Annotated in this window: 22 protein-coding genes; 13 read left to right on the top strand and 9 right to left on the bottom strand. The window is 70.4% G+C overall.

The features are described from left to right. The 7 genes from VGV13_09230 to VGV13_09200 all read left to right on the top strand — a co-directional run. Positions 1-1,196, top strand: a 1,196-nt coding sequence (locus tag VGV13_09230) for an ATP-binding protein (GenBank protein ID HEV8641265.1), incomplete at its 5' end; no start/stop codon positions are given. After that, the gene (locus VGV13_09225) at positions 1,193-3,151 is read left to right on the top strand and encodes a GAF domain-containing protein (GenBank protein ID HEV8641264.1); all 1,959 of its coding nucleotides are present in this window, start codon (positions 1,193-1,195) and stop codon (positions 3,149-3,151) included. The genes VGV13_09230 and VGV13_09225, both read left to right, overlap by 4 nt. Beyond that, a complete protein-coding gene (locus VGV13_09220; protein ID HEV8641263.1) occupies positions 3,148-5,457 on the top strand; it encodes a response regulator in 2,310 nt (769 codons plus the stop codon). The genes VGV13_09225 and VGV13_09220 overlap by 4 nt, the downstream gene beginning before the upstream one ends. Positions 5,458-5,482: 25 nt before the next feature. Next, positions 5,483-6,319 (top strand): amidohydrolase family protein, encoded by an 837-nt coding sequence (locus VGV13_09215; protein HEV8641262.1) that lies wholly within the window; start codon positions 5,483-5,485, stop codon positions 6,317-6,319. A gap of 143 nt (positions 6,320-6,462) precedes the next feature. Then, the gene (locus VGV13_09210) at positions 6,463-6,897 is read left to right on the top strand and encodes a CBS domain-containing protein (GenBank protein ID HEV8641261.1); all 435 of its coding nucleotides are present in this window, start codon (positions 6,463-6,465) and stop codon (positions 6,895-6,897) included. Between the two features lie 46 nt (positions 6,898-6,943). Then, the gene (locus VGV13_09205) at positions 6,944-7,300 is read left to right on the top strand and encodes a hypothetical protein (protein HEV8641260.1); all 357 of its coding nucleotides are present in this window, start codon (positions 6,944-6,946) and stop codon (positions 7,298-7,300) included. Beyond that, the gene (locus tag VGV13_09200; GenBank protein HEV8641259.1) at positions 7,300-8,313 is read left to right on the top strand and encodes a trypsin-like peptidase domain-containing protein; all 1,014 of its coding nucleotides are present in this window, start codon (positions 7,300-7,302) and stop codon (positions 8,311-8,313) included. Before VGV13_09205 ends, VGV13_09200 begins: the two co-directional genes overlap by 1 nt. A 281-nt stretch (positions 8,314-8,594) precedes the next feature. Here VGV13_09200 and VGV13_09195 read toward each other — a convergent pair whose 3' ends face one another. Genes VGV13_09195 through VGV13_09180 form a run of 4 tightly spaced genes read right to left on the bottom strand, consistent with a single transcriptional unit; the run spans position 8,595 to position 12,233 of the window. Next, a complete protein-coding gene (locus tag VGV13_09195) occupies positions 8,595-9,740 on the bottom strand; it encodes a thiolase family protein (GenBank protein ID HEV8641258.1) in 1,146 nt (381 codons plus the stop codon). A 37-nt stretch (positions 9,741-9,777) separates the two neighbouring features. Next, positions 9,778-11,073, bottom strand: a complete 1,296-nt coding sequence (locus tag VGV13_09190) for an ectonucleotide pyrophosphatase/phosphodiesterase (GenBank protein HEV8641257.1) — start codon at positions 11,071-11,073, stop codon at positions 9,778-9,780. Between the two features lie 55 nt (positions 11,074-11,128). Continuing rightward, positions 11,129-12,031, bottom strand: a complete 903-nt coding sequence (locus VGV13_09185) for an ATP-binding protein (GenBank protein ID HEV8641256.1) — start codon at positions 12,029-12,031, stop codon at positions 11,129-11,131. A gap of 7 nt (positions 12,032-12,038) precedes the next feature. Continuing rightward, on the bottom strand, positions 12,039-12,233 hold the full coding sequence (locus VGV13_09180) for a MoaD/ThiS family protein (protein HEV8641255.1): 195 nt from the start codon (positions 12,231-12,233) through the stop codon (positions 12,039-12,041). A gap of 110 nt (positions 12,234-12,343) precedes the next feature. Here VGV13_09180 and VGV13_09175 point away from each other — a divergent pair, with 110 nt between their 5' ends. The 4 genes from VGV13_09175 (at position 12,344) to VGV13_09160 (ending at position 16,059) form a co-directional block, all read left to right on the top strand. Further along, positions 12,344-13,303: a tripartite tricarboxylate transporter substrate binding protein gene (locus tag VGV13_09175; GenBank protein HEV8641254.1), complete on the top strand. Its 960-nt coding sequence runs from the start codon at positions 12,344-12,346 to the stop codon at positions 13,301-13,303. A gap of 4 nt (positions 13,304-13,307) precedes the next feature. Then, the gene (locus VGV13_09170; protein HEV8641253.1) at positions 13,308-13,754 is read left to right on the top strand and encodes a tripartite tricarboxylate transporter TctB family protein; all 447 of its coding nucleotides are present in this window, start codon (positions 13,308-13,310) and stop codon (positions 13,752-13,754) included. Between the two features lie 227 nt (positions 13,755-13,981). Then, positions 13,982-15,502 carry a tripartite tricarboxylate transporter permease gene (locus VGV13_09165; protein HEV8641252.1) on the top strand — a complete coding sequence of 507 codons (1,521 nt, stop codon included), beginning with the start codon at positions 13,982-13,984 and terminating at the stop codon, positions 15,500-15,502. Further along, positions 15,499-16,059: an NUDIX hydrolase gene (locus VGV13_09160; protein ID HEV8641251.1), complete on the top strand. Its 561-nt coding sequence runs from the start codon at positions 15,499-15,501 to the stop codon at positions 16,057-16,059. The genes VGV13_09165 and VGV13_09160 overlap by 4 nt, the downstream gene beginning before the upstream one ends. Positions 16,060-16,092: 33 nt before the next feature. On the opposite strand, the gene VGV13_09155 is transcribed toward VGV13_09160, so the two are convergent. Then, entirely contained in the window at positions 16,093-16,878 is a 786-nt protein-coding gene (locus tag VGV13_09155; GenBank protein HEV8641250.1) for an anti-sigma factor, read from the bottom strand. Next, on the bottom strand, positions 16,875-17,429 hold the full coding sequence (locus tag VGV13_09150; protein ID HEV8641249.1) for a sigma-70 family RNA polymerase sigma factor: 555 nt from the start codon (positions 17,427-17,429) through the stop codon (positions 16,875-16,877). The genes VGV13_09155 and VGV13_09150 overlap by 4 nt, the downstream gene beginning before the upstream one ends. 352 nt (positions 17,430-17,781) lie before the next feature. On the opposite strand from VGV13_09150, the gene VGV13_09145 reads away from it, so the two are divergent. After that, entirely contained in the window at positions 17,782-18,048 is a 267-nt protein-coding gene (locus VGV13_09145) for a cupin domain-containing protein (GenBank protein HEV8641248.1), read from the top strand. Here the strand turns inward: VGV13_09145 and VGV13_09140 are convergent. Both VGV13_09140 and VGV13_09135 read right to left on the bottom strand, forming a co-directional pair. Further along, positions 18,038-19,312, bottom strand: a complete 1,275-nt coding sequence (locus VGV13_09140) for a phenylacetate--CoA ligase family protein (GenBank protein HEV8641247.1) — start codon at positions 19,310-19,312, stop codon at positions 18,038-18,040. The genes VGV13_09145 and VGV13_09140 overlap by 11 nt on opposite strands. A gap of 9 nt (positions 19,313-19,321) precedes the next feature. After that, a complete protein-coding gene (locus VGV13_09135; protein HEV8641246.1) occupies positions 19,322-20,872 on the bottom strand; it encodes a benzoate-CoA ligase family protein in 1,551 nt (516 codons plus the stop codon). Positions 20,873-20,948: 76 nt separating this feature from the next. Between VGV13_09135 and VGV13_09130 the strand changes: the two genes are divergently transcribed. After that, positions 20,949-21,350: a hypothetical protein gene (locus VGV13_09130; GenBank protein HEV8641245.1), complete on the top strand. Its 402-nt coding sequence runs from the start codon at positions 20,949-20,951 to the stop codon at positions 21,348-21,350. A gap of 5 nt (positions 21,351-21,355) precedes the next feature. Here the strand turns inward: VGV13_09130 and VGV13_09125 are convergent, their stop codons facing one another. After that, entirely contained in the window at positions 21,356-21,838 is a 483-nt protein-coding gene (locus VGV13_09125; GenBank protein HEV8641244.1) for a RidA family protein, read from the bottom strand. Between the last annotated feature and the right edge of the window lie 17 nt (positions 21,839-21,855).

The raw sequence follows: 21,855 nt of genomic DNA, 5'->3' as shown, positions 1-21,855 counted from the left end.
TCGGGCCCAAGCTGTCGTGGGACCCCTTCTACCCTCACGACCTCGACCTGCTGATGACGCTGGCGAATCAGGCGGGAACCGCGATCAAGAACGCGCAACTCTACACCCAGGTGGTGCTGGCAAACGAGTTCATCGAGAACGTCGTCGCCACCATCGAGAGCGGCGTCGTCGCCATCGACGCCGCTGGGCACGTCACGATGTTCAATCGAGCGGCCGCGCAGCTCACCAGGCTTCCCGCCGAAGGGGTGAAGAATCAATCGGCCGACGTGCTGCCGGCGGATCTGGAAGCGCTGCTGAAGAGCACGGTCGCCGACGGCCGCGAGCGGACACAGCCGGAAATCGCGCTCCCGGACGGTGCGGTGACGCGCCCGGTCATATGCACGACGTCCCCGCTGCGCGATCCCGCGGGGGTCATCCTCGGCGCCGTCGCAGTGTTCAGTGACCTGACGCCTTTCAAGCAGCTCGAGAGCGAGCGGCAACGCGCGGCGCGCCTGGCCTACTTCGAGGTGCTCGCTTCCAGCCTCGCCCACGAGATCAAGAACCCGCTGGTGGCCATCAAGACGTTCGCCCAGCTGATCCCCCGGCGCCAGAGCGATGCGCTCTTCGCCGACGAGTTCAGCCGGATCGTCACCCGCGAGATCGGCCGGATGGAGCGCCTGGTGGAGCAGCTGCGGACCCTCTCGCGCCCCAGCGACCGTCCCAAGCAGCGGCTCGACGTCCGGGAGCCGCTCGCCCAAGCGGTCGAGTTCCTGCGGCCGGCGTTCGACGAAAAACGGATCTCGACCGGCACCAGCCTGGGCGCCGAGCCACGCTTCGTGCTCGGCGACCACGGCGAGCTGGAGCAGCTCTTCATCAACCTGCTGATGAATGCCTGCGAGGCCACGCCTCCCGGCGGCACCTTGTCCATCGAGCTGACCGCCACCGGCGACCACGTGGCCGTGGCCCTCGCCGATTCCGGCCCCGGCATCCCGCCCGAGCTGCTCGAGCACGTCTTCGATCCGTTCATCACCACCAAGCAGCGCGGCTCCGGCCTTGGGTTGACAATTTGTGCGGGCATTGCTGCGGCCCACCGTGCTAAGCTCCGGGCGGCGAACCGTGCCGCGGGCGGTGCATTGCTCACGGCGGAGTTCCCGCTTGCCGTAGCCGCGCAGGCGACGAGCGAGGTCAGAGATAGAGACGTGAACGCCCGCGCATGAAGACAGTCCTCGTCGTCACGCCCGACGACGCGCTTCGGACGCGCATACTCCGGGGGTTCGCCGAGGCCTCGGTCTTCCTGGCTCAGGCCGATGCCGACGCCTTGAAGACCCTCCGTCTGATCGACGTCGACACCGTCATTCGCGACAGCCGCGGACCCGCCCGGAGCCTGGGCACCTTCGTGTCCCAGGTCCGGGAGATGACGCCGGGCACCCTGGTCCTCGCCATCGGACCCGGCGAGGAGGAGGGGGGGGCCGCCGACTTGAGCCTCCCGGCCACCTTCACCCAGCGGGATCTCGACGGCGCGCTCCATCAGGCGGACGGCCGGCAGCGCATGCTTCACGAGATCGCGACCCTCCGGGCGCAGGTCGCCCCCCGCGCCTCCGACTCGACCAGCACCGGAGAGGAGCCGGCGCGGGAGACGGAGATGTTGACCCGGATCCTCAGGGAATTCAGCCGGGTATTCGCGGCCGGCTTCGACCTGCCGCGGCTGCTCGACATGTTCCTGGACGCCATCGGGGAGCTGCTCCGGCCGACGCGCTCGGCGCTGCTCCTGCTGGACAGCGGCGGCCAGACCTACCGCGTGCGCGCGCACCGGGCCCTGGCCCCCCAGGTGGTCGACGCCGTGCGCGTGTCGGCCACCCACGGGCTCAGCCGCTGGCTGGCCACCCAGGGCCGGCCGGCGCGTCTGCAGGATTTGACAGATCCCGCGCTGATCGCGGAGCTCAGGCTGCTGGGGGGGGTGGTGGCCGTGCCCCTGCTGACCCAGGGCGAGCTGGTCGCCATGCTGGTCGTCGGCCAGCCGGTGGTGGGCGGCACCTACGGCCGCCACGAGACGGAGATCCTCTTCGATCTCGCTACCCACCTGGCGACGGCCATCCGCGACATCACCCTCCACCACCAGCTCCAGCAGGAAAAGGAGTTCAACGAGCGGATCCTCGCCCACATGTCGAGCGGCGTCATCACCATCGGCCGCGATGAGCGGGTGGGCACGATGAACCAGCGGGCCGAGGAGATCCTGGGCCTCAGCGCCGTCGATGTCATCCGCCAGGACCTGAGAGTCCTGCCCTCCCCGCTCGGCGACATGCTGTACGAGACGCTGGCCTACGGGCGCGCCCAGGGCAAGTCGGAGATCCAGCTGGCCCTCCGGGGGCTCTGGCTCGAGGTCTCGACCTATCCGATCCGCGGCGAGGGGCCGACCCAGCTGGGCGCCGTCCTCGTCTTCGAGGACCGTACCACCCAGAAGGAGCTGGCCGCCCAGAAGCGGCAGACCCAGGAGTTCCAGCTCCTCGGTCGCGTGATCGCGCGCATCGCCGACGAGATCAAGAACCCGCTGGTGTCGATCAACACCTTCGTCGAGCTGATCGACGAGCGCTACGACGACCCCGACTTCCGGAAGCTCTTCTCAGCGGTGGTCCGCCGGGACGTGCGGCGGCTGGTGCAGGTTTTTGAAAAACTTTCAGCACTGGTCAGCGAAGGTGAGTTAAACTTTTTGACCGTGGACGTTCACGCCGTGGTCGAGGATGTCGTGACCGCGATCGAGCTGTCCGACGAGGGGCTCGGCAAGTGTCCCCAGCTCGACTTCCCCGGCGACCGCACGCCGCAGATGGTGAAGGTGGACCCGGTCCAGCTGCGGAAGGCCTTGTCCTACCTGGTCTGGTACCTCGCGCACACCTCCCCGGCCGACGCGGCGAAGGTCTCGCTCTCGGTCGACCGGCACGCCGAGAAGGACGGCACCGAGGAGGTGCGCATCCTCATCAGCTCGAGGACGGCGACGGTGCCGACCGACAAGTTGGACCGCATCTTCGACCCGGTGCAGATGGTGCAGGAGAGCCTGATCGACGTGGGGCCGGCCGTGAGCCAGCGGCTCATCGAGGCGCTGGGTGGCCAGCTCCGCTTCCGGCAGGGTCGCCACGAGCTGGCCTTCCACGTGACCCTGCCGCCCGCCGAGGCATGACGCTCGCCGCGCCACCCGCAACCCGCTCGCGCATCCTCGTCGTCGACGACGAGATCGGGCCCCGCGAATCCCTGCGCATGCTGCTCAAGCCGGCCCACGAGATCCGGACGGCGGAGAACGCCCGCGCCGCGCTGCAGGAGCTGGAGCAGTTCCGCCCGGACCTGGTCATCCTGGACATCAAGATGCCGGAGGTCGACGGGCTCGAAGTGCTGCGGCGCATCAAGCGGATCGACCCCGCCATCGAGGTGGTGATGATCACCGCCTACGCGTCGCTGGAAACGGTCAAGCTCGCGCTGAGCCACGGCGCCTTCGAGTACCTCATCAAGCCCTTCTCGCGCCAGGATCTCGAAGACATCGTGCGCCGCGCCCTGCTCCGGCGCCACGCCGATCTCGGCGCGCGCGACCAGGTGGCGCGGCTCGTGGAGGAGATGCGGAGCCTCTCCAGCAAGACGCGCGATCTGGAGGAGGCGGCCCGCCGCGAGGCGGCCGAGCAGTCCCTCCGCGTCACCCAGCTCTCGATCCTGCGCGAGATCGCGCGGACGATCGTCGGGCAGCTCGAGCTCCAGCAGATGACCGCCGCCGTCACCGACCAGTTGCGCCGGGCGCTCGGCTACGACGGCGTGACGATCATCTCGGAGAACGAGCCGCCGCCCGCCACGGCCCACCCCGCGCTGGCAACCTGCGCCATCCGGGACGCCGAGGGCCTGCTCGGCCATCTCGTCGTCGACAATCGCCCCTCCGCCCGGGCCATCGACCCGCGGGAGCGGGAGCTGCTCGAGATGCTCTCGGAGTATCTGGCGATCGCCGTGCGCAACGCGCGCCTCTACACCGAGATCGCCGACACCAAGCGCTCGCTGGAGCAGCTCATCGCCTCGGCGGGCGACGCCATCATCGCCGTCGACGAGCACGATCGGATCGAGGGCTGGAACCCCGCCGCCGAGCGCATCTTCGGCCTCCCCGCCGGCGAGGTGCTGGGCCGGCCTGTCACGGAGTTCGTGCCGGCCGGCGCCTACTCCGACGCCAGGCGCCGGCTCGGGCAGGGCAGCCCGCTGCACGCCTTCGAGGTCACGCTGGAGCGCAATCCCCGCCCGCTGGCCCTGGCGGTGACGCTGTCGGCCCTGCGCGGCCGGCAGGGCGCCTTCGAGGGGCTGATCGCCATCGTCCACGACATCACGGTGCAGCGCGAGGTGGAGGGCCAGCTCCACCAGTCCGAGAAGCTCACCGCCCTGGGACAGCTCGCCGGCGGCATCGCGCACGACTTCAACAACCTCCTGCAGGCCATCCTCGGCTACGCCCAGCTCATGAAGCAGAACCTCACCGACGTCGAGCTGGTGAACCGCTCGCTCCGGGTGCTGGAGACCGCCGCCATCGACGGCTCCGAGACGGTGCGGCGCATCCAGCAGTTCGCCCGGCTGCGGCCGGACGAGCAGTTCGTGAGCGTGGACGTCAACCAGACCGTGCAGGACGCGGTCGCCATCATCCGGCCCCGCTGGGAGGAAAAGACCGCGCGCGAAAACCGCCCGCTGGACCTGCGGCTCGACCTGCGCGCGGCCGGGCAGGTCAGCGGCCGTCCCGCCGCGCTGACGGAGCTCATGACCAACCTCATCCTCAACGCGATCGACGCGATGCCGGAGGGCGGCACGCTCTCGATCGCCGCGCGGGAGGGCGGGGATTCCACCGTGGTCATCACCGTCGCCGACACGGGCATCGGCATGCCCGAGGCGGTGCGCCGCCGCATCTTCGAGCCCTTCTTCTCGACGAAGGGCGAGGGGGGCTCGGGGCTCGGCCTGGCCATGGCGTACTCCATCGTGAAGCGCCACGGCGGCGACATCCGCGTGGAGAGCGAACCCGGCCGGGGCACCACGTTCACCCTCATGTTCCCGACCGCGCGCGAGGCGACGCCGCCGTCCGCGGCGCCGACCGAGACCCAGGCGCGACGCCAGGCGCGCGTGCTCGTCGTGGACGATGATTCGCAGGTGTTGGCGACGCTGGCGGAGCTGCTGCGGAGCCTCGGCCACACGGTGACGGCGGTTCAGAGCGGGGCCGCGGCCCTCAACGCCTACGCTCCCGGCCGCTTCGACGCCGTCCTGACCAACGTGGGCATGGCCGGCATGAACGGTTGGGAGGTGGCCGAACGGCTGCGCGCGATCGACCGCTCCGTGCCGCTGCTCTTCATCACGGGCTGGGGCCTGCGCGAGGAGGACCAGGCGCGGCTGAACGCGCTCAAGGTCCACCGGTGCCTGTTCAAACCAGTTCGTCCCGCCGATCTGGACGCGGCGCTCCAGGCCGCGTTCCGCGCCGCCTGACCGACCCGCCCCCAGGAGCGTCCCGATGACGATCATCGATGCGCAGATCCACGTCTGGAGCCCCGACGTCTCCACGCGGCCGTGGCCGCCGGGGCGAACGCGGCACGCGCACGGACCGGCGCTCGGCGCCGAGCAGGTGCTGCGCGTGATGGACGACGCGGGGGTCGCCCGCGCGGTGCTGGTGCCGCCCTCGTGGCCCGGCGACGACAACACCGACTCGCTGGCGGCGGCGCGCGCCTGGCCGGATCGCTTCGCCGTCATGGGGCGCGTCGATCCGAAGGCGCCGGGCGCCGAGGCGCAGCTGGCCAAGTGGCGGGATCAGCCCGGCATGCTGGGCGTCCGCCTCACGTTCCATCTGCCGTTCTGGGCGGCCTGGCTGACGGACGGCTCGCTCGACTGGTTCTGGGAGGCCGCCGAGCGGGCCAGCCTCCCGCTCATGATCTTCGTGCCGGGTCAGGCGCCGGCGGTCGGGCCGATCGCCGCCCGGCATCCGCGCCTCCGGCTGATCCTCGATCACCTCGCGCGCCGGGGTGAGCTCAAAGACGACGAGGCCTTCGCAGATCTCGCCGAGGTGCTGGCCCTGGCGCGCTATCCCAACGTGGCGGTGAAGGTCTCGGCCCTGCCCTGCTATTCGAGCGAGCCCTATCCGTTCGCCAACCTCACCAAGCACCTCCGCCGCGTCTGGGAAGCCTTCGGCTCGCGGCGGATGCTGTGGGGGACGGACTACTCGCGGCTGACGGTGCCCTACCGGGACGCCGTTCGGCACGTCCGGGAAGGCATCGACTTCCTCTCCAAGGAGGACCGGGAGTGGATCCTGGGGCGCGCCTGCGCCGAGTGGGTGGGCTGGCGCCTGCTCGCTTGAGCGCCCGCTGCCCTGTTCCTGTGCATTTTGCACAGGAACGGTGCAACCGCTCCCCGCCGGGTCCCGGCAACTCCGCGATTTCCTTCGCCGGGGACGTGGTATCGCGCTTGCGTTCCGCTGCGGCCATGAAAATTCGGCGGGCGATGATGGCCGACACCAAGTCGGTCGCTTCCGACACCAGCATCGCCGCCGCCCTCGCCCTCATGCGGCTTGAGGGTGTCCGACATCTCGCCGTGCTGGACGGAAGCGATTTCCGGGGCGTGGTCTCGAACGGCGATTACCGAAGGCTGCTGGAACGCACGCCACCGGACGAGACGATGCCGAACCTCGCCGACATGACGGTCGCTCAGATCATGACGCCGCGCGAGTGCCTGGTGACGGCCCGCGCGGATGTCTCGCTCGCGCTGGCTGCGCGACTCATGATCGGCAAGAGGATCGGCTGCCTTCCGATCATGGACCGCTTCGGGCGTCTCGTCGGCCTGCTGGACCAGAAAGACGTGGTGGCAGCTCTTCTCAAGGCCCTGGACCGCGTGGCCGCGCAACAGCCGAACGGCAAGGAACCGCAGGCCAAGCGCTGAATCCTGCCCCGCCTCCCCCACATCCCAAGGGGCGGAGGCGAGAGTCATGCTCGAGACCATCGTCGCAACCGCGTTCCTGGCCGCGCTCGTCGTGGTCCCCCTCGCCTGGCGCGTCTGGCGGGATCGCGCCGAGGAGCGGGCGCTGGCCCTGCAGGCCGATCTCCGCGCCGCCATCTTCCGCGCGCTGCACGGCGAGTCGCTGCTCGCGGTGCGGGTGCTCCCGCCCATGCCGTGGCGCCCCGGCCGCGTATTTCTGTCCGCTCCCGCCGGTTGGCAGTGGCTGGTGGAGGCTGCGTGGGGCGAGCTCGTCACCCGCGTGCCCGAGGGATACGAGGTGGTCATCACCCCGGCGCCGCGCGCGCTCCCCAGTCCGGCGCCGCGCGCGCTCAGGCGCGCCGCCTGATGCTGCGCCTCGTCGAGCGAGAGAACGGCGCCGCACCGATCGCCGCCGGGCGGCCCCAGCCCGGCGACGATTCGCGGTCCGACGCCGAGCTTCTCGATGCCTACTCGCGGGCCGTGGTCTCCGTCGTCGAGGAGGTCGGCCCGGCCGTCGTCGGCATCACCGTCGCCGGGCGGGAGGGCGGTCCGGGGGGCATGGGCGCCGGATCGGGCGTGATCATCGCGCCCGACGGCTACGTGCTGACCAACAGTCATGTCGTGCACGGCGCGCGGCGCTTGGAGGTGACGCTGACCGACGGGCGCCGCGTCGAGGCCACGCTGGTCGGCGACGATCCCGCGACCGACCTGGCCGTCATCCGCACGACGGGCACGGGGCTGCCCCACGCGCAGCTCGGCGATTCAGCCGGGCTCCGCGTGGGCCAGCTCGTCATCGCCATCGGCAACCCCTTCGGGTTCCAGTCCACGGTCTCGGCCGGCGTCGTGAGCGCGCTTGGCCGCTCGCTGCGCAGCATGACGGGGCGCCTGATCGAGAACGTCATCCAGACGGACGTCGCGCTCAATCCGGGCAACTCGGGCGGCCCGCTGGTGGACTCGCGGGGACGGGTCGTCGGCATCAACACCGCCATCATCGCGCTGGCGCAGGGCATCAGCTTCGCCATCCCCATCGCCACCGCGACCTGGGTCGTTCCTCAGCTGTTGACCCACGGGCGCGTCCGCCGCGCGTACCTGGGCCTTGTCGCTCAGTCGCGGGCGGTCGCTCGGCGCGTCGTCCGCCGGCAGGGGCTCGCCAACGAGCCCGGCCTGGAGATCGTCTCGATCGAGGCGGACGGACCGGCCGCGCGGGCGGGACTCCAGGAAGGGGACGTGCTGGTCGCGGTCGACGGCCGGCCGATCACGCGGGTCGACGACCTGCACCGCCTGCTCGCGGAATCGGCGATCGGCCGGACGCTCGGTGTGACCGTGCGCCGTGGCCTCGCGCGCCTGGACCTCGCCGTGATCCCGGCGGAGTCGCCCTGAAGCGCGCTTAGGAGCGCTTCATCGGGCGGCCGCAGCAGATCTTCTGCACCATCGCGACCTTCCCGCACTTCGCGCAGCGAAACCCGGCCATGGCTGACCTCTGTGGCGCCTAGTCTAGCAGCCAGGCGGGAGAATGGTGCCCGCCGACTGCGACCGCTGCTCGCCGTTTCGAGCGCCGGCTCCGCCGGCGCAATCCACTGGGGAGGTTCGGAGGGGGCCGTGAGGCCCCCTCTGACTATGAATTTCGGAGGGGGCCGTAACGTCCGCCCCCTCCGATTGGGCTACAGCCGCTCGATGATCGTCGCGATTCCCTGCCCGAAGCCGATGCACATGGTCTGAAGCCCGTACCGCTTGCCCGTCCGCTCCAGCTCGTGGAGCAGGGTCGTCATCAGCTTGGCGCCCGAGCAGCCCAGCGGATGGCCCAGCGCGATCGCGCCACCGCTGACGTTCACCAGGCTCATATTGGGGTGCAGCTCCCGCTCCCAAGCGAGGACGACCGATGCAAATGCTTCGTTTATTTCGAAGAGCGCGATGTCGTCCAGCTTCAGGCCCGCCTTCTTCAGCGCGCGCTGGGTGGCGGGGATGGGCCCCGTCAGCATGATGGTGGGATCGACTCCGGCCAGCGCCGTGGCGACGACGCGGGCCCGGGGCCGGAGGCCCAGCGCCTTCGCCCTCTCCTCCGACATGAACATGAGCGCGGCGGCGCCGTCGGAGATCTGCGACGAGTTGGCCGCGGTCACGACGCCGTCGGGCTTGAAGGACGGGGCCAGCCCGGCCATCTTCTCGCGGTTCACCGGCACCCGTACGCCCTCGTCGGTATCGAAGAGGGCGCCGTCGGGCAGGCTCACCGGCAGGATCTCGCGCGTGAAGCGGCCCTCGGCGATGGCGCGCCCGGCCTTCTCGTGGCTCTGAGCGGAGAACTCGTCCAGCTCCTCGCGCTTGAGGCCCCACTTCTCCGCGATCATCTCGGCGGAGATGCCCTGGGGCACGATCTGATAGCGCTCCTGCAGCGCCGGGGAGAGTGGTCCCTCGCCCGGGCCCATCGCGTTCGAGCCCATCGGCACCCGCGTCATGTGCTCCACGCCGCCGGCGATCACGCACTCGTACTGGCCGGCCATGACGCCCATCGCCGCGAAGTTCGCCGCCTGCTGGCCGGAGCCGCACATGCGGTCCAGGGTGACGCCGCAGACGTCGAGCGGGAGTCCCGCGATGAGCGCCGCGTTGCGCGCGATGTTCATCCCCTGCTCGCCGAGCTGGTCCACGCAGCCCAGGATCACGTCCTCCACCTCGGTGGGATCGAGGCCGACGCGCTTCACCAGCTCGCTCAGCACCAGGGCGGCGAGATCGTCGGGGCGAACGGGCGACAGCTTGCCGTTCCGCTTGCCGACGGCGGTTCGCACGGCTCCGACGATGACGGCGTCTCTCATGAGATCCTCCCGCTTCACTGAATCGCGGTTCATTCTATCACGCGGTGAAGATCTCGCCCAGCGCGCGGCCCTCGGTGGGGGCGATCTTCAGGCCCAGCACGTGCGCGAGCGTCGGCGCCACGTCGCGGCTCCTGATCTCGCCGAGTCGCTGGCCCCGGACGATGCCCGGCCCGGCGGCCAGGAAGAAGGCGCCGATGTCGGGATGCGTCGCCCGCTGACCGTGAGTGCCGCGATAGCGAGGCGGGCCGGCGACCTCGTCGCCCTGCGCGTCGTCGACGAAACAGTAGCCGGCCGCCGCTTCGAAGAGCAGATCGCCGACGTGCGCGTTCTCGGCCGGCGTCGGCAACCCGAGCGCCGCATAGCCCGCCTCGGTCCACACGCGCGCCACCCCTTCGAGCCCGGCCAGCTCGGCGGCCAGGTCGCTGAGCCGCTCGCGGTTCGCGTCTCCCAGCGCATAGAGATAGCCGGCGCCGAGATTCGCGACGAAGCGGGCCTCGCCGCCGGTCACCCGCCCGGCGGCGTCCACCCGCAGCGCGCCGAGCTGGCGGAGCCGGACGTTCAGCCGGATGTCCCTCGTCACGGGGAGAAAGCCGTGATCGGAGACGACGAAGACCGAGGTGCGGTCCGTCAGCTCGCCGGCGGGGAACGTGGCCAGGAAGCGGCCGATGAGCCCATCGACGTAGGCCATCGCCCAGTAGGCCTCCGGCGACCGGGGCCCATGGAGGTGCTGGAAGCTGTCCACGCAGAGGAAGTGCAGCAGCAGGAGATCGGGCGTGTGGCGGCGAACGACGTGGGCGGCGAGGTCGGCGACCATCGCGTCCTTGAGAAACCGCTTGGGGAGCTGTGCCCACTCCCCCTGCCGATCGAGGGGGTAGCCCAGCGCCGCGAGCTCCGTCCACACGGCGCGCGGCGTCCGGGTCTCGAAGACCGTCTGGTCCTTAAAGAAGGGCAGGCAGAAATCGATCGAGGCGCAGTTGCGGGTCGCCGGCCAGTCGATGGCCGCCGTCCGCAGGCCCGCCGCGCGGGCGTGGTCGTACACGGTGGGCGCGCGCAAGAGGTCGGGGGCGTCGTAGACGGGATCGCCGGTCAGATCCTCGGGGCGGGCGGTGGCGCGATTGAGGATGCTGTTGCCCACGACGCCGTGGCGCGCCGGGCTCACGCCGGTCACCAGGCTGACGTGGGTGGGCCAGGTGGTGCTGGGGAAAACGGTGTCCATCCGGCGGGCGACGACACCGCGCTCGCCGAGCGCGCGGAGCGCGGGCAGGCTCGCCGCCGGATCGTCCCAGTAGAAGGCGGCCAGGCCGTCGATGCTGATGACGATCGCGCGCGTCACCCGGACGGCCCCCGCCGGGCCGCGCGCAACCCGTTGGGAACAGGCTGCCGCGGCGCTAGGTCGCGCGCTTGACCTGGTCGCTGAGCTTGCAGAACGCGCAGACCGTCCCCGTGGTCACCTGCCCGCAGCGCACGCACTCTTGCAGGAGGACCGCTTCGGCGCGCTCGAAGGCGGCCCGGGCCTTGTCGAGGAAGCCGAACAGGAAGTTGTGCTTCGCCCCCGGCGAGGCCTCCTCCATCCGGCTGAGGAGCTCCTTGTACATGATCGAGGTGGCGCCCTTGGCGAACGGGCATTCCTCGACGATATAGTCGATCCTCCTCAGGAAGGCGTAGGCGGCGGCCTCGCGCTCGGACAGGCGGTAGAGGGGCTTGACCCGCCGCACGAGCTTGGGGTGCGTGGAGGGCAGCGCGGGCGACTGGCGCGGCAGCGCGTCCGTCTGCCAGTGCATGACGGAGCCGAAGAGCGTCGCCGCCTCGTCGTCGAGGTTGTGGCCGGTGGCCACGACGGGGAACCCGTGCTCCAGCGCCGCGCGGTTCATCAGGTAGCGCTTGCTGAGGCCGCAGCCCGAGCAGGGCGGGCGCCGCGTCACCTCCTTGATGACGGGCACCGGCGCCCCCACCGCGTCGGCCACGCGGGCCACGATCAGCGGCACTCCGCGGGCGGCGGCGAAGGCCTCGCACTTGGCCTTCGATTCCACCGAGTAGTCGAAGATCCCCAGATCGAGGTAGAGGCCGCTGGTCTGGTAGCCCTCCTCGATCATCACGTCCCAGAGCGCCAGCGAGTCCTTGCCCCCGGAGACCGCCACCAGCACGCGCTCGTCGCGGGTGAACATCCGGTGCTTGCGGATCGCCTCCCGCACCTGGTTACGGAAGAACTCGAGGAAGTCGGGCGCGCAGAAGGCGGCGTTGTGCCGCCGCAGCTCGATGACGGCGCCCGCCCCGCACTTCCGGCATTTCATGACCGGCCTAGCCTCCCGACATCACCGGCCGCAGCTCGATCGTGTCCTCGTCGCCCACGACCTGGTCGGCGGTGATGAGCGTGTCGCCCCGGATCACCAGCACGGTCTCGGGAATGACGTCCAGCTCCTTCAGCACGTCCCGTACCCGGCGCCCGCCGGCCACCTCGACCTCGCGCCGCGGGTTGCGCAGCACCACTTTCATGCCCGGGAAACCCTCCGCCGTCTTCGTGAATCGTGCAGAGTATACCGCGGGTTGGCCAGGCGGGCCGCGCGTGCTAGAGTCCCGTGCACGTCGCCCACGAGGAGGTCTCGATGTTCCGCATTGTCCTGATCGCCTTGTTGATAACGACCGTTGCCGCCCCCGCCGCCGCCGAGTACCCCGAGCGTCCGCTCACCATCCTCACCGGCTACCCGGCCGGGGGCATGGTCGACATCGTGGCCCGCGCGCTCGCCGAGGGACTCAAGAAGAAATTCCCGAAGGGCGTCGCCATCGTGACCCGGCCCGGCGCCGGCGGCTCGCTGGCCGTGGCCGAGCTGGTTCAGGCCAAGCCCGACGGCTACACGGTCATCCTGGCGCCACTCTCCACGCTGGTCATCCACCCGCAGCTCAACGACCTGCCGTACAAGACCCCTGACGACTACGAGGCGATCATCAACGTGGTCTCGTTCTACTCGCTGCTGGCGGTGAAGGCCGACGCGCCCTGGAAGACGATCCAGGAGTTCGTGAACGCCGCCAAGGCCAGCCCTGGCAAGCTGCGGGTGGGGTCGCCGGGCGAGGGCACCTCCAGTCACCTGAACTTCGAGGAAATGAAGCGCCTGGCCGGTGTCAACCTCACCCACGTGCCCTTCTCCGGATGGGGAGAGTCGAGCCCGGCGCTCCTCGGCGGCCACATCGAGGGCCTGATGGCCCAGCCCGGCGAGGTCAAGCCGCTGGTCGACGGCGGCAAGATGCGCGTGCTCATGGTCTCCCAAACCAAGCGCCACCCCGCGTTCCCCGACGCGCCGACCGCCAAGGAGCTCGGCTGGGGGGACTCCCCCAGCGGGGCGTGGTTCGCGTTCGTGGCGCCCAAAGGCACGCCGGGGCCCGTGCAGAAGTACATCCACGATGCCGTCAAGGCCGCCATGGAGGAGCCGCAGTTTGTCAACACGATCAAGCAGCGGGTGATCGACATCGACTATCGCGCCGGCGACCAGCTGCGCGCCGATCTGTGGAGGGAGCACAAGAACCACACCGAAATCCTCGCGCGCCTGGGCATGATCAAGAAGAAGTAGTTCGATGATCGAGCGGCTCCTGGCGCTCGCCGTGCTCGCGGCCAGCGGGATGTACCTGGCCAACGCGTTGCCCCTGCCGCACGGCACGGCGGCGCGCCCGGGGCCGGGCTTCTTCCCGCTGGCCGTCGGCGTGTTCGGCGCCACTGTCGCGCTGACATGGGTGGTGAGCGCGCTGCGGCGGGCGCCGGAAGCCGCCGGTGGGCACGCCGCGCCGGCGGCGGGCCGCGGGCGCGTGATCGTCACCGCGGTCCTCCTCGTCGGCTTCTGTCTTCTCCTGCCCTGGACGGGGTATCCCCTGGTCGCGTTCCTCTTCACCGGTCTCCTGCTGCGCGGCCTGGGGGCCGGGTGGACGGCGGCAGTGGCGATCGCGCTCGCCTGCGCCGTGGCCTCCTACTATGTCTTCGGCGTGTTGCTGGGCGTGCCGCTGCCCCGGGGCGTGCTCTTCGACTAGTGCCGTTCCAACTTGTTGATACTAAATCTGTCCACGAACGACGTACACGGTGCCTTCCTAGGCGCGAATAGTTGGAACGGCACTAGCGTGGTGATCTAGGTGCGTGGCGGACTGAGTGCAGTTCGAGCGCCGGCTCCGCCGGCGCAACCCGTTCTGGGGGAGGCTCGGAGGGAGCCGTCGCGCCCTGGGGGCGCGCCTGTGAAGTCGCCCCCTTCGAAAACCTACTGATGGGGCCGCTGGAAGGTCTGGCCTACGGCTTCTCGGTCGCGCTGTCGCCCACCAACCTCTTCGCCTGCTTCCTCGGCGTCCTGGTCGGCACGATCGTGGGAATCCTGCCTGGCATCGGCCCGGTGGGGGCCATGGCCCTGCTCCTGCCGTCGACCTTCGCGCTCCAGCCCGCCACCGCCCTCATCATGCTGGCCGGCATCTATTACGGGGCGATGTACGGCGGTTCGACGACATCGATCCTGGTCAACGTCCCCGGCGAGGCGGCGTCCGTGGTCACCGCGCTCGACGGCTACCAGATGACCAAGAAGGGCCGGGCCGGCGCCGCGCTGGCCGTGGCCGCCGTCGGCTCCTTCATCGCCGGCTCCCTCGGCGTGGTCGGCATCGTCCTGGCCTCCTCCTGGCTGGCCGACCAGGCCCTCCGGTTCGGCCCGCCCGAGTACTTCGCGATGGCGGTGGCGGGACTGCTGCTGCTCTCGCGGCTGTCGGGCGGCTCGGTGATACACGCCTTCGTGCTGGTGGCGATCGGCCTGGCCCTGGGCACCGTGGGCATGGAGCCGATCTCGGCCGTCCGGCGCTTCACCTTCGGCTCCACCCAGCTCTCGCAGGGCATCGAGCTGGTGCCGGTGATCATGGGACTCTACGGCGTGGCCGAGGTGCTCCTGATCGCCGAGTCGGGGATCCGGAGGGCCTACATCGCGACCGTGCGCCTCCGTGAGTTGCTGCCGACCGCCGCCGAATGGAAGATGTCGGGCTGGCCGATCGCGCGCGGCTCCGTCGTCGGCTTCCTCACCGGGCTCATCCCCGGCCCCACCACCGTGCTGGCCACCTTCATTTCCTACACGCTCGAGCGCAAGGTCTCCAGGACTCCCGAGCGGTTCGGCCAGGGCGCCATCGAAGGCGTGGCCGGGCCCGAGGCCGCCAACAACGGGGCCACCGCCGGCGCGATGGTGCCGCTCCTGTCGCTCGGCATCCCCTTCTCGCCGGCGACCGCCATCCTCCTGGGTGCCCTGGTCATCACCGGCATCCAGCCCGGCCCGCTCCTCATCAGCCAGCGGCCCGAGGTGTTCTGGGGCGTGGTGGCCAGCATGTATGTGGGCAACCTCATCCTCTTGATCCTCAACCTGCCGCTGGTCGGGCTGTTCGTGAGTGTTCTGAGATTGCCCCAACACGTGCTGGCCACGCTGGTACTGCTGCTCTGCCTCGTCGGTGCCTACAGCCTGAACAACAGCCAGCTCGACCTCTGGGTCCTCGTCATGTTCGGGATCTTCGGCTACGGCCTTCGCAAGCTTGCCATCGATCCCTCACCGCTGGTCGTCGCCCTCGTGCTGGGGCCGCTGATGGAGAAGACGCTCCGCCAGTCGCTCTTCATGACGCGCGGCGACTGGCTCGAGATCGTGGGGCGACCGCTGAGCGCGAGCCTCCTGGCTCTGGGCGCGCTGGCGCTGGTGGGGCCCCCGCTCGTGCGGCTCGCCCGGCGCCGCCGCCAGGCCCGCCCCCAGCTCTCCGGAGTGCCCGAGTGAGCCTCGGGCGCCACCCCCTCGCCCGCTCTCCCTGGCGCACGCTCGCCAGCCGGCGCGTGTACGAGAACGCGTGGATCCGGGTCCGGGAGGACCTCGCCGAGATGCCGGACGGCCGGACCACCCCTTACGGCGTCGTCGAGTGCCGGCCCTGTGTGGGCATTCTGCCGTTCCTCGACGCGTCCACGGTGGTGCTCGTCGGCCAGTACCGCTACGTGGCCCGCGCCTTCCGCTGGGAGATGCCGACGGGGGCCATGCATCCGGGTGAGAGCGAAGAGGCCGCGGTCCAGCGCGAGCTCCGCGAGGAGGCCGGCTACGAGGCGACGCGCCTGGTCAAGCTGTGCACGTTCGAGACCTCCAAGAGCGTCATCGACGAGACCGCGCACCTCTATCTGGCCGAGGGGCTGCGCCCGGCCCGCACGGCGCCCGACCCGACGGAGTTCATCGAGGTTCGACCGTTCCCCTTCGCCGAGGTGCTGCGAATGGTGGAGACCAGCGAGATCACGGACGCGATGACCGTCATCGCGGTCCTGCACGCCGCGCGGCGCCTGGGCCTCTGAGGCCCCGCCGGGCGCTCAGCCGCCGGGCGTCTCCTACTTCGAGGAGGCGAGGACGATCGAGCCGGTCGGCGCGGCCACGCCGCCGAGGGGCTCCAGCGTGATGGCGAACACCTCCACCGGCCCCCCGCCAGGCGGGACCTTGTGACTGGCCTGGCCGGCGGCGTCGACCTGAAAGACGCCGGCCGGGCTCGGTTTTCCGCCGGTGATGGTCCACAGCTCGTATGTCTTGCCTTCGGGCGCGGGCGGAAGCTTCGCCACGAAGACGTGACCGCCGGCCGTCGCATGCCAAACCACGCGGCCCCGCGCCTCGGGGCTGGGCCCGGCGCCGCGCAGCGCGATCACGCGGGTGGCGGGATCCTGCAGCAGCTCGACGACCCTCTGATAGAGGGCCGCGCCCTCGCGCAGCGCGGCCTCCTCGCGGCGGAGCTGCTCGCGGAGCGCGCTGGTCTCGCGCGCGATCTTTCCCAGCCGCGCTTCGTACCGGGCGGCCACGTACATCCCCGTGAGGAAGCCGCCGACGATCATCGCCGCCGCCGTGACGACCGTCCAGCGCAGCCAGGCGGCGCGGAGGTCGTCGCGCCTCGTCGGTGCCCGCCCCGTCGCCGCGATCCGCTCCAGGAGCGCTTCCTTCACATGTCGCGGCGCCGCCCCGGGCGTCTCGCGTACCAGCGCGGCCAGCGCCTGGCGGGAATCGCGCAGGATCGCCTGGCAGCGGGCGCAGCCCGCTGCCAGGTGCGTCTCGAACTGCGCCAGCTCTTCGCCGTCGAGAGCGCCGAGCGCGTAGGCCGCCGCCTGGGTGTCGAACGGGTCGTGGCTCATGTCGCCTGCTGCCTCATGGCCTCGCGGAGCCGCTCCAGCCCCAACCGCATCCGCGTCTTCACCGTGCCGAGCGGCTGCTTGAGCCGCTCCGCGATCTCCGTCTGCGTGAGCCCGCCGTAATACGCGAGCTCGATCACCTCCCGCTGGACGTCGGCCAGCCGGTCGAGCGCGTTCCTGACCACCGAGCGATCGGCGGCCCGTTCGGCCGCGTCACCGCCCATCCCCGGCGGCGCGGCGGCGACGGCCTCCTCGACCGGCGCCACGAATGTTTCGTTTCTTCTACGGATGGACCGCACCCGGTCGATTGCTCGCGTCCGCGCGCGCATGACAACCCAGGCCTCGGGAGTGCCGCGCCCGGGATCGTAGGTCGACGCCGCCTGCCAGGCCTCCCAGAAGACGTCTTGAAGGACGTCGGCGGCATCCGCGCGCTCGCGCAGGATGCGGAGGATCAGCGGATAGACCAGCGGGGCATACCGATCGTAGAAATGGCTGAACGCGTCGCGGTCGCCGGCGGCCATCCTGTGGATCAGGTCCGCCCCCGCGCTCGACATGACCCGCCATTTAGTATCAAAGCGCCCCAGGGTTGGCAAGCGAACTAGCCCCTCAAAACCCTACGAGCCCAACCCTGCGCCCGGATCTCTCCCGCCGGCCGCCCCTCGCTCCCAGGTCGAAAGTCAGCGGCCGGCAGGTTGCAATCCCGGACACTCCTTGTCCCGGCGTCGCCCGGATCATAGACTTCGGCATGCCGAACCTCTTCGAGGGGATCCCCCGGTCGCTCCCGGACGAGCAGGTCGAGATCCTCCTAGTACCGTTCCAACTTGTTGATACTAAATCTGTCCACGAACGACGTACACGGTGCCTTCCTAGGCGCGAATAGTTGGAACGGCACTAAGCGCGGACGGCGTGAGGCTCGAGCGCATCGTGTCCACGGGGCAGGCGACGCCGCCCGGCCAGTGGTACGACCAGGAGACGAACGAGTGGGTCGCGGTCCTGCACGGCAGGGCCGGACTGAGGTTCGAGGGTGAGGACGCGATCGTCGTGATGGGTGCCGGCGACCACGTGCTGATTCCTGCTCACCGCCGCCATCGCGTCGAGTGGACCGACCCCGACGAGCCGACGATCTGGCTCGCGCTCCACTACGGCGACGGCGCGGGGGCCGCTACTTCCTGACGACGCGACGGGCCTTCAGCTCGTGGCGGGGCAGGCTCCGCAGCGGCACCGGACGGACCTCGAGGCGGATGCCCAGGTCCGCGCGCAACGCCTCCTGGACGGTACGGCTCAGGCTGGCGTCCTCGGCCTCGATGAGCACGCGCAGCTCGTCCAGCGCGCCCTGGCGGAAGACCTCGATCTGGAACTCGTCGATGGCGGGGAACCGGCGCACGATCCCCTCGATGGCCGAGGGGAAGACGTTCACGCCGCGCACGATCAGCATGTCGTCCAGGCGGCCGAGGATGCCGCCGGGGAGGCGCATGAAGGTACGCCCGCAGGCGCAGGGCTGGTCGGCCAGGCGCACGCGGTCGCCGGAGCGATAGCGGATCGCCGGCGAGCCGGCGCGTCCGAGATTCGTCAGCACCAGCTCGCCTTCCCGGGCCGGGGCGCCGGTCGCCGGATCGATCACCTCGGGGATGAACTCCGACTCGTTGACGTGGAGGCCGCTCTGCTCGGCGCACTCGTAGCCGTAGGCTCCCATCTCCGTCATGCCGGCATGGTCGAACGCCCGCGCGCCCCAGCCCTCCTCGATGCGCGCGCGCACCGCCGGGATCCCGGCGCCCGGCTCTCCGGCGTGCACGGTCACCCGCACCGGGAGCTTGGGCAGATCGATCCCCCGCTCGCGTGCCACCTCCACGAGATGGAGCGCGTAGGAGGGCGTAGAGACGAGCGCGGTGACCCCGAGCCTGTCCATCCACTGAAGGCGGGTCGCGGAGTCCTGGCCACCGCCCGGGATCGCGAGCGCGCCCAGGGCGCGGGCGCCCTCGAATCCCGCCCAGAAACCGATGAAGAGGCCGAAGGAGAAAGGAAAGAAGACGCGGTCGGCGGGCGTGATACCGGCGGCGCCGAGCACGAAGCCCCAGCACCGGATCCACCAGGCCCAGGAGTCCTGGGTGTCGAGCCACCGCAGGGGCTGGCCGCTGGTGCCCGACGTCTGGTGCACACGAACGAAACGCTCCAGAGGATAGGTCAGGTTGGTCCCGAAGGGCGGGCGCTCGGCCTGGTCCTCGGCAAACTCGCTCTTCTTCGTCGGTGGCAGGCGCCGGAAGTCGTCCCAGTCCTGGAGATCGTCGACCGAGCGGATCCCCGCCGGCGCCCACTGGCGCCGGACGAAGGCGTTGCCCGCCCCGGGCGCCAGCAGCGCCCCAGCCAGCCGGCGGAATTTGCGCCACTGGAGCTCCCGGAGCCTCTCGCGCGGCAGCGTCTCCAGGGCGCGATCGAACACGTCAGATCCTCAGTGGCGGAGCTTGAAGCGCTGGATCTTGCCGGTGGCCGTCTTGGGCAGCTCGCTCACGAACTCGATCCATCGGGGGTACTTGTACGGCGCGATCTTGTCCTTGACGAACGCCTTCAGCTCCTCGCCCAGCCCCGCGGAGGCGGCGGCGGGCTCCTTGAGGACCACGAAGGCCTTGGGCTTGATGAGCCGGTCGCTGTCCTCCTTGCCGACGACGGCGGTTTCGAGCACCGCGGGATGCTTGATCAGCGTCGCCTCCACCTCGATCGGCGACACCCAGATGCCGCCGACCTTCAGCATGTCGTCGGAGCGCCCCGCGTACCAGAAGTAGCCGCTCTCGTCCTGATAGTATTTGTCGCCCGTCTGGATCCAGGGCCCGAAGAGGGTCTCCTTGGTCTTGTCGTGCTTGTTCCAGTAGTAGGCCATCGTGGAGTCGCCCCGGACTCTCAAATTCCCGATCTCTCCCGGCCGAACGGGACGCCCTTCGTCGTCCACGATGACCGACTCGTAGCCGGGCACGGGGAGCCCGGACGAGCCGGGCCGCACGGCCCCGGGACGGTTGGACAGGAAGATGTGCAGGATCTCCGTCGTGCCGATCCCGTCGACGATCTCCACGCCGAAGCGCTCGCGCCAGCGCGTGTAGATCTCCTCGGGCAGCGCCTCCCCCGCCGAGACGCAGAGACGGAGCGAGGAGAGGTCGAACCGCCGTTCGGCCTCTTTCACGGCCAGCATCGCCGCGTAGAGCGTGGGGACCCCGAAGAACAGGGTCGGGCGCTGCCGGGTGAGAATCTCGAAGGCGGCCTCCGGCGTCGGGCGATGAGGATAGAGCACGCTCTGGGCGCCGACGCCCATCGGGAAGTAGCCGGCGTTGCCCAGACCGTAGGCGAAGAAGAGCTTCGCCGCCGAGAAGACCTTGTCGCTGGGCCGGATGCCCAGCACCTGCTTGGCGTAGGTCTCCGTGCAGATCCACATGTCGTGGTGCAGATGCACGGCGCCCTTGGGAAAGCCCGTGGAGCCCGAGGAGTAGAGCCAGAACGCCGCGTCGTCCCGGCCCGTGGATGCGGCTTCGAGCCGGCCCGCCGCTCTTCCGATCCGGTCCTCGTAGGACAGGTAGGGGCCGGGCTGGCCGCCGGCGATCAGTACGTGGCGGAGGTGGCGCGCCTGACCCAGCACGGGGCCGGCCTCGGCCAGAAGCGGGGCGGAGATGACGGCGACCTTCGCCCGGCTGTCGTCGAGAAAGTAGAGGTAGTCGGCCCCGCGCATGAGGGTGTTCACGGGTATCGGCACCGCGCCGATCTTGATCGCCCCCCAGAAGGTACCCAGGAACTCGGGCGTGTCGAGGCACAGCACCAGGACGCGGTTCTCCCTCTCCACGCCCAGCTCGAGCAGCGCGTTGCCGGTGCGGTTGGCGAGATCCTGGACGTCGGCGTACGTCAGCGCGCGGTCCTCGTAGAAAAATGCCGGCGAGCCGCCGCGACCCTCGGCGACGTTGCGATCGACGAAGTGGGTGGCGACGTTGAACTGTGCGGGCAGGTGCTCCGACGCGTTCATCGCGGCTCCTTGTAAACGTTACCCACGAACGTCCGTGGCATCGCCATTGCTCCCCAAAGGGCGCGGGGAGGTACCTATGAAACCGCTTACGGCCATACTGCTCAGCGCCCTGCTGGTACTCGGCATCGTCGGCGCCGCCGCGGCTCAGTCCGGCGGCCCCGCGCCTGGCAGCAGCACGTCCAACCCCGAGACCAAGGCCGACAATCCCACCGACCGGGGGAACGACCCCACGCCGCGCCCGGCGCCCCCGGAGAGAAGCGGCGAACAGCCCAACGTGAACGTCGACATCAAGTCGGAGCGCGACGACGGCTCCGCCTCGCCGCGCACGTCCGCCGAGCCGACCCGCATCTTCGGTCTCAGCCCGATGGTCGTGGTCCTGCTGGCCGCGGGGCTGTTCGTCGTCGTCGTCCTGGCGCTCGTCTCCATGACCCGCGGCACGGCCTCGCGCAGCGACGTCGACCTCGACCGGAGACTCTGACCCTCTCAGCGGCGCTCGCGGCGCCGCTGTCCCGCCGTGGCCCGCCGGCCGGCCGTGGCCGGCCGGCGGCCGCCGCGCGCCGGCCGGGTGGGGCGCACCGCCATCGCCTCGATCTCGACCAGCAGCTCGGGGCGCACGAGCCGGCTGACGACCACCAGGGTGTTGGGCGGAAAGACCCCGTCCGGGAAAAATCCGGGGAAGGCCTCCGAGCGCGCCTTCATGAAGCCCGGGATGTCGTCGGGCCGCGTCAGGAACGTCTGAAACCGCACGACGTCGCGCATCGTGCATCCGGCCGCCTCGATGACGGCGCGCACGTTCGCCAGCGCCTGCTTCGTCTGCGCGACGATGTCGCCCTGGACGACCTGGCCGTTGGGCGCCATTCCCACCTGACCGGCGACCACCACGATCTCCCCACTCGGCGCCACCATCCCGTGGGAGTACATCCCCAGCGGCGTCCCCAATTCCTTCGGCGTGACCGCTCTGGGCATCGTTCCGTAACCTCCCG

Source organism: Candidatus Methylomirabilota bacterium (genome assembly GCA_036001065.1).
Taxonomy (GTDB): Bacteria; Methylomirabilota; Methylomirabilia; order Rokubacteriales; family CSP1-6; genus MNEF01.
The sequence above is the reverse complement of the archived record's forward strand: the minus strand, read 5'-3'. Positions and strand labels throughout refer to the sequence as shown.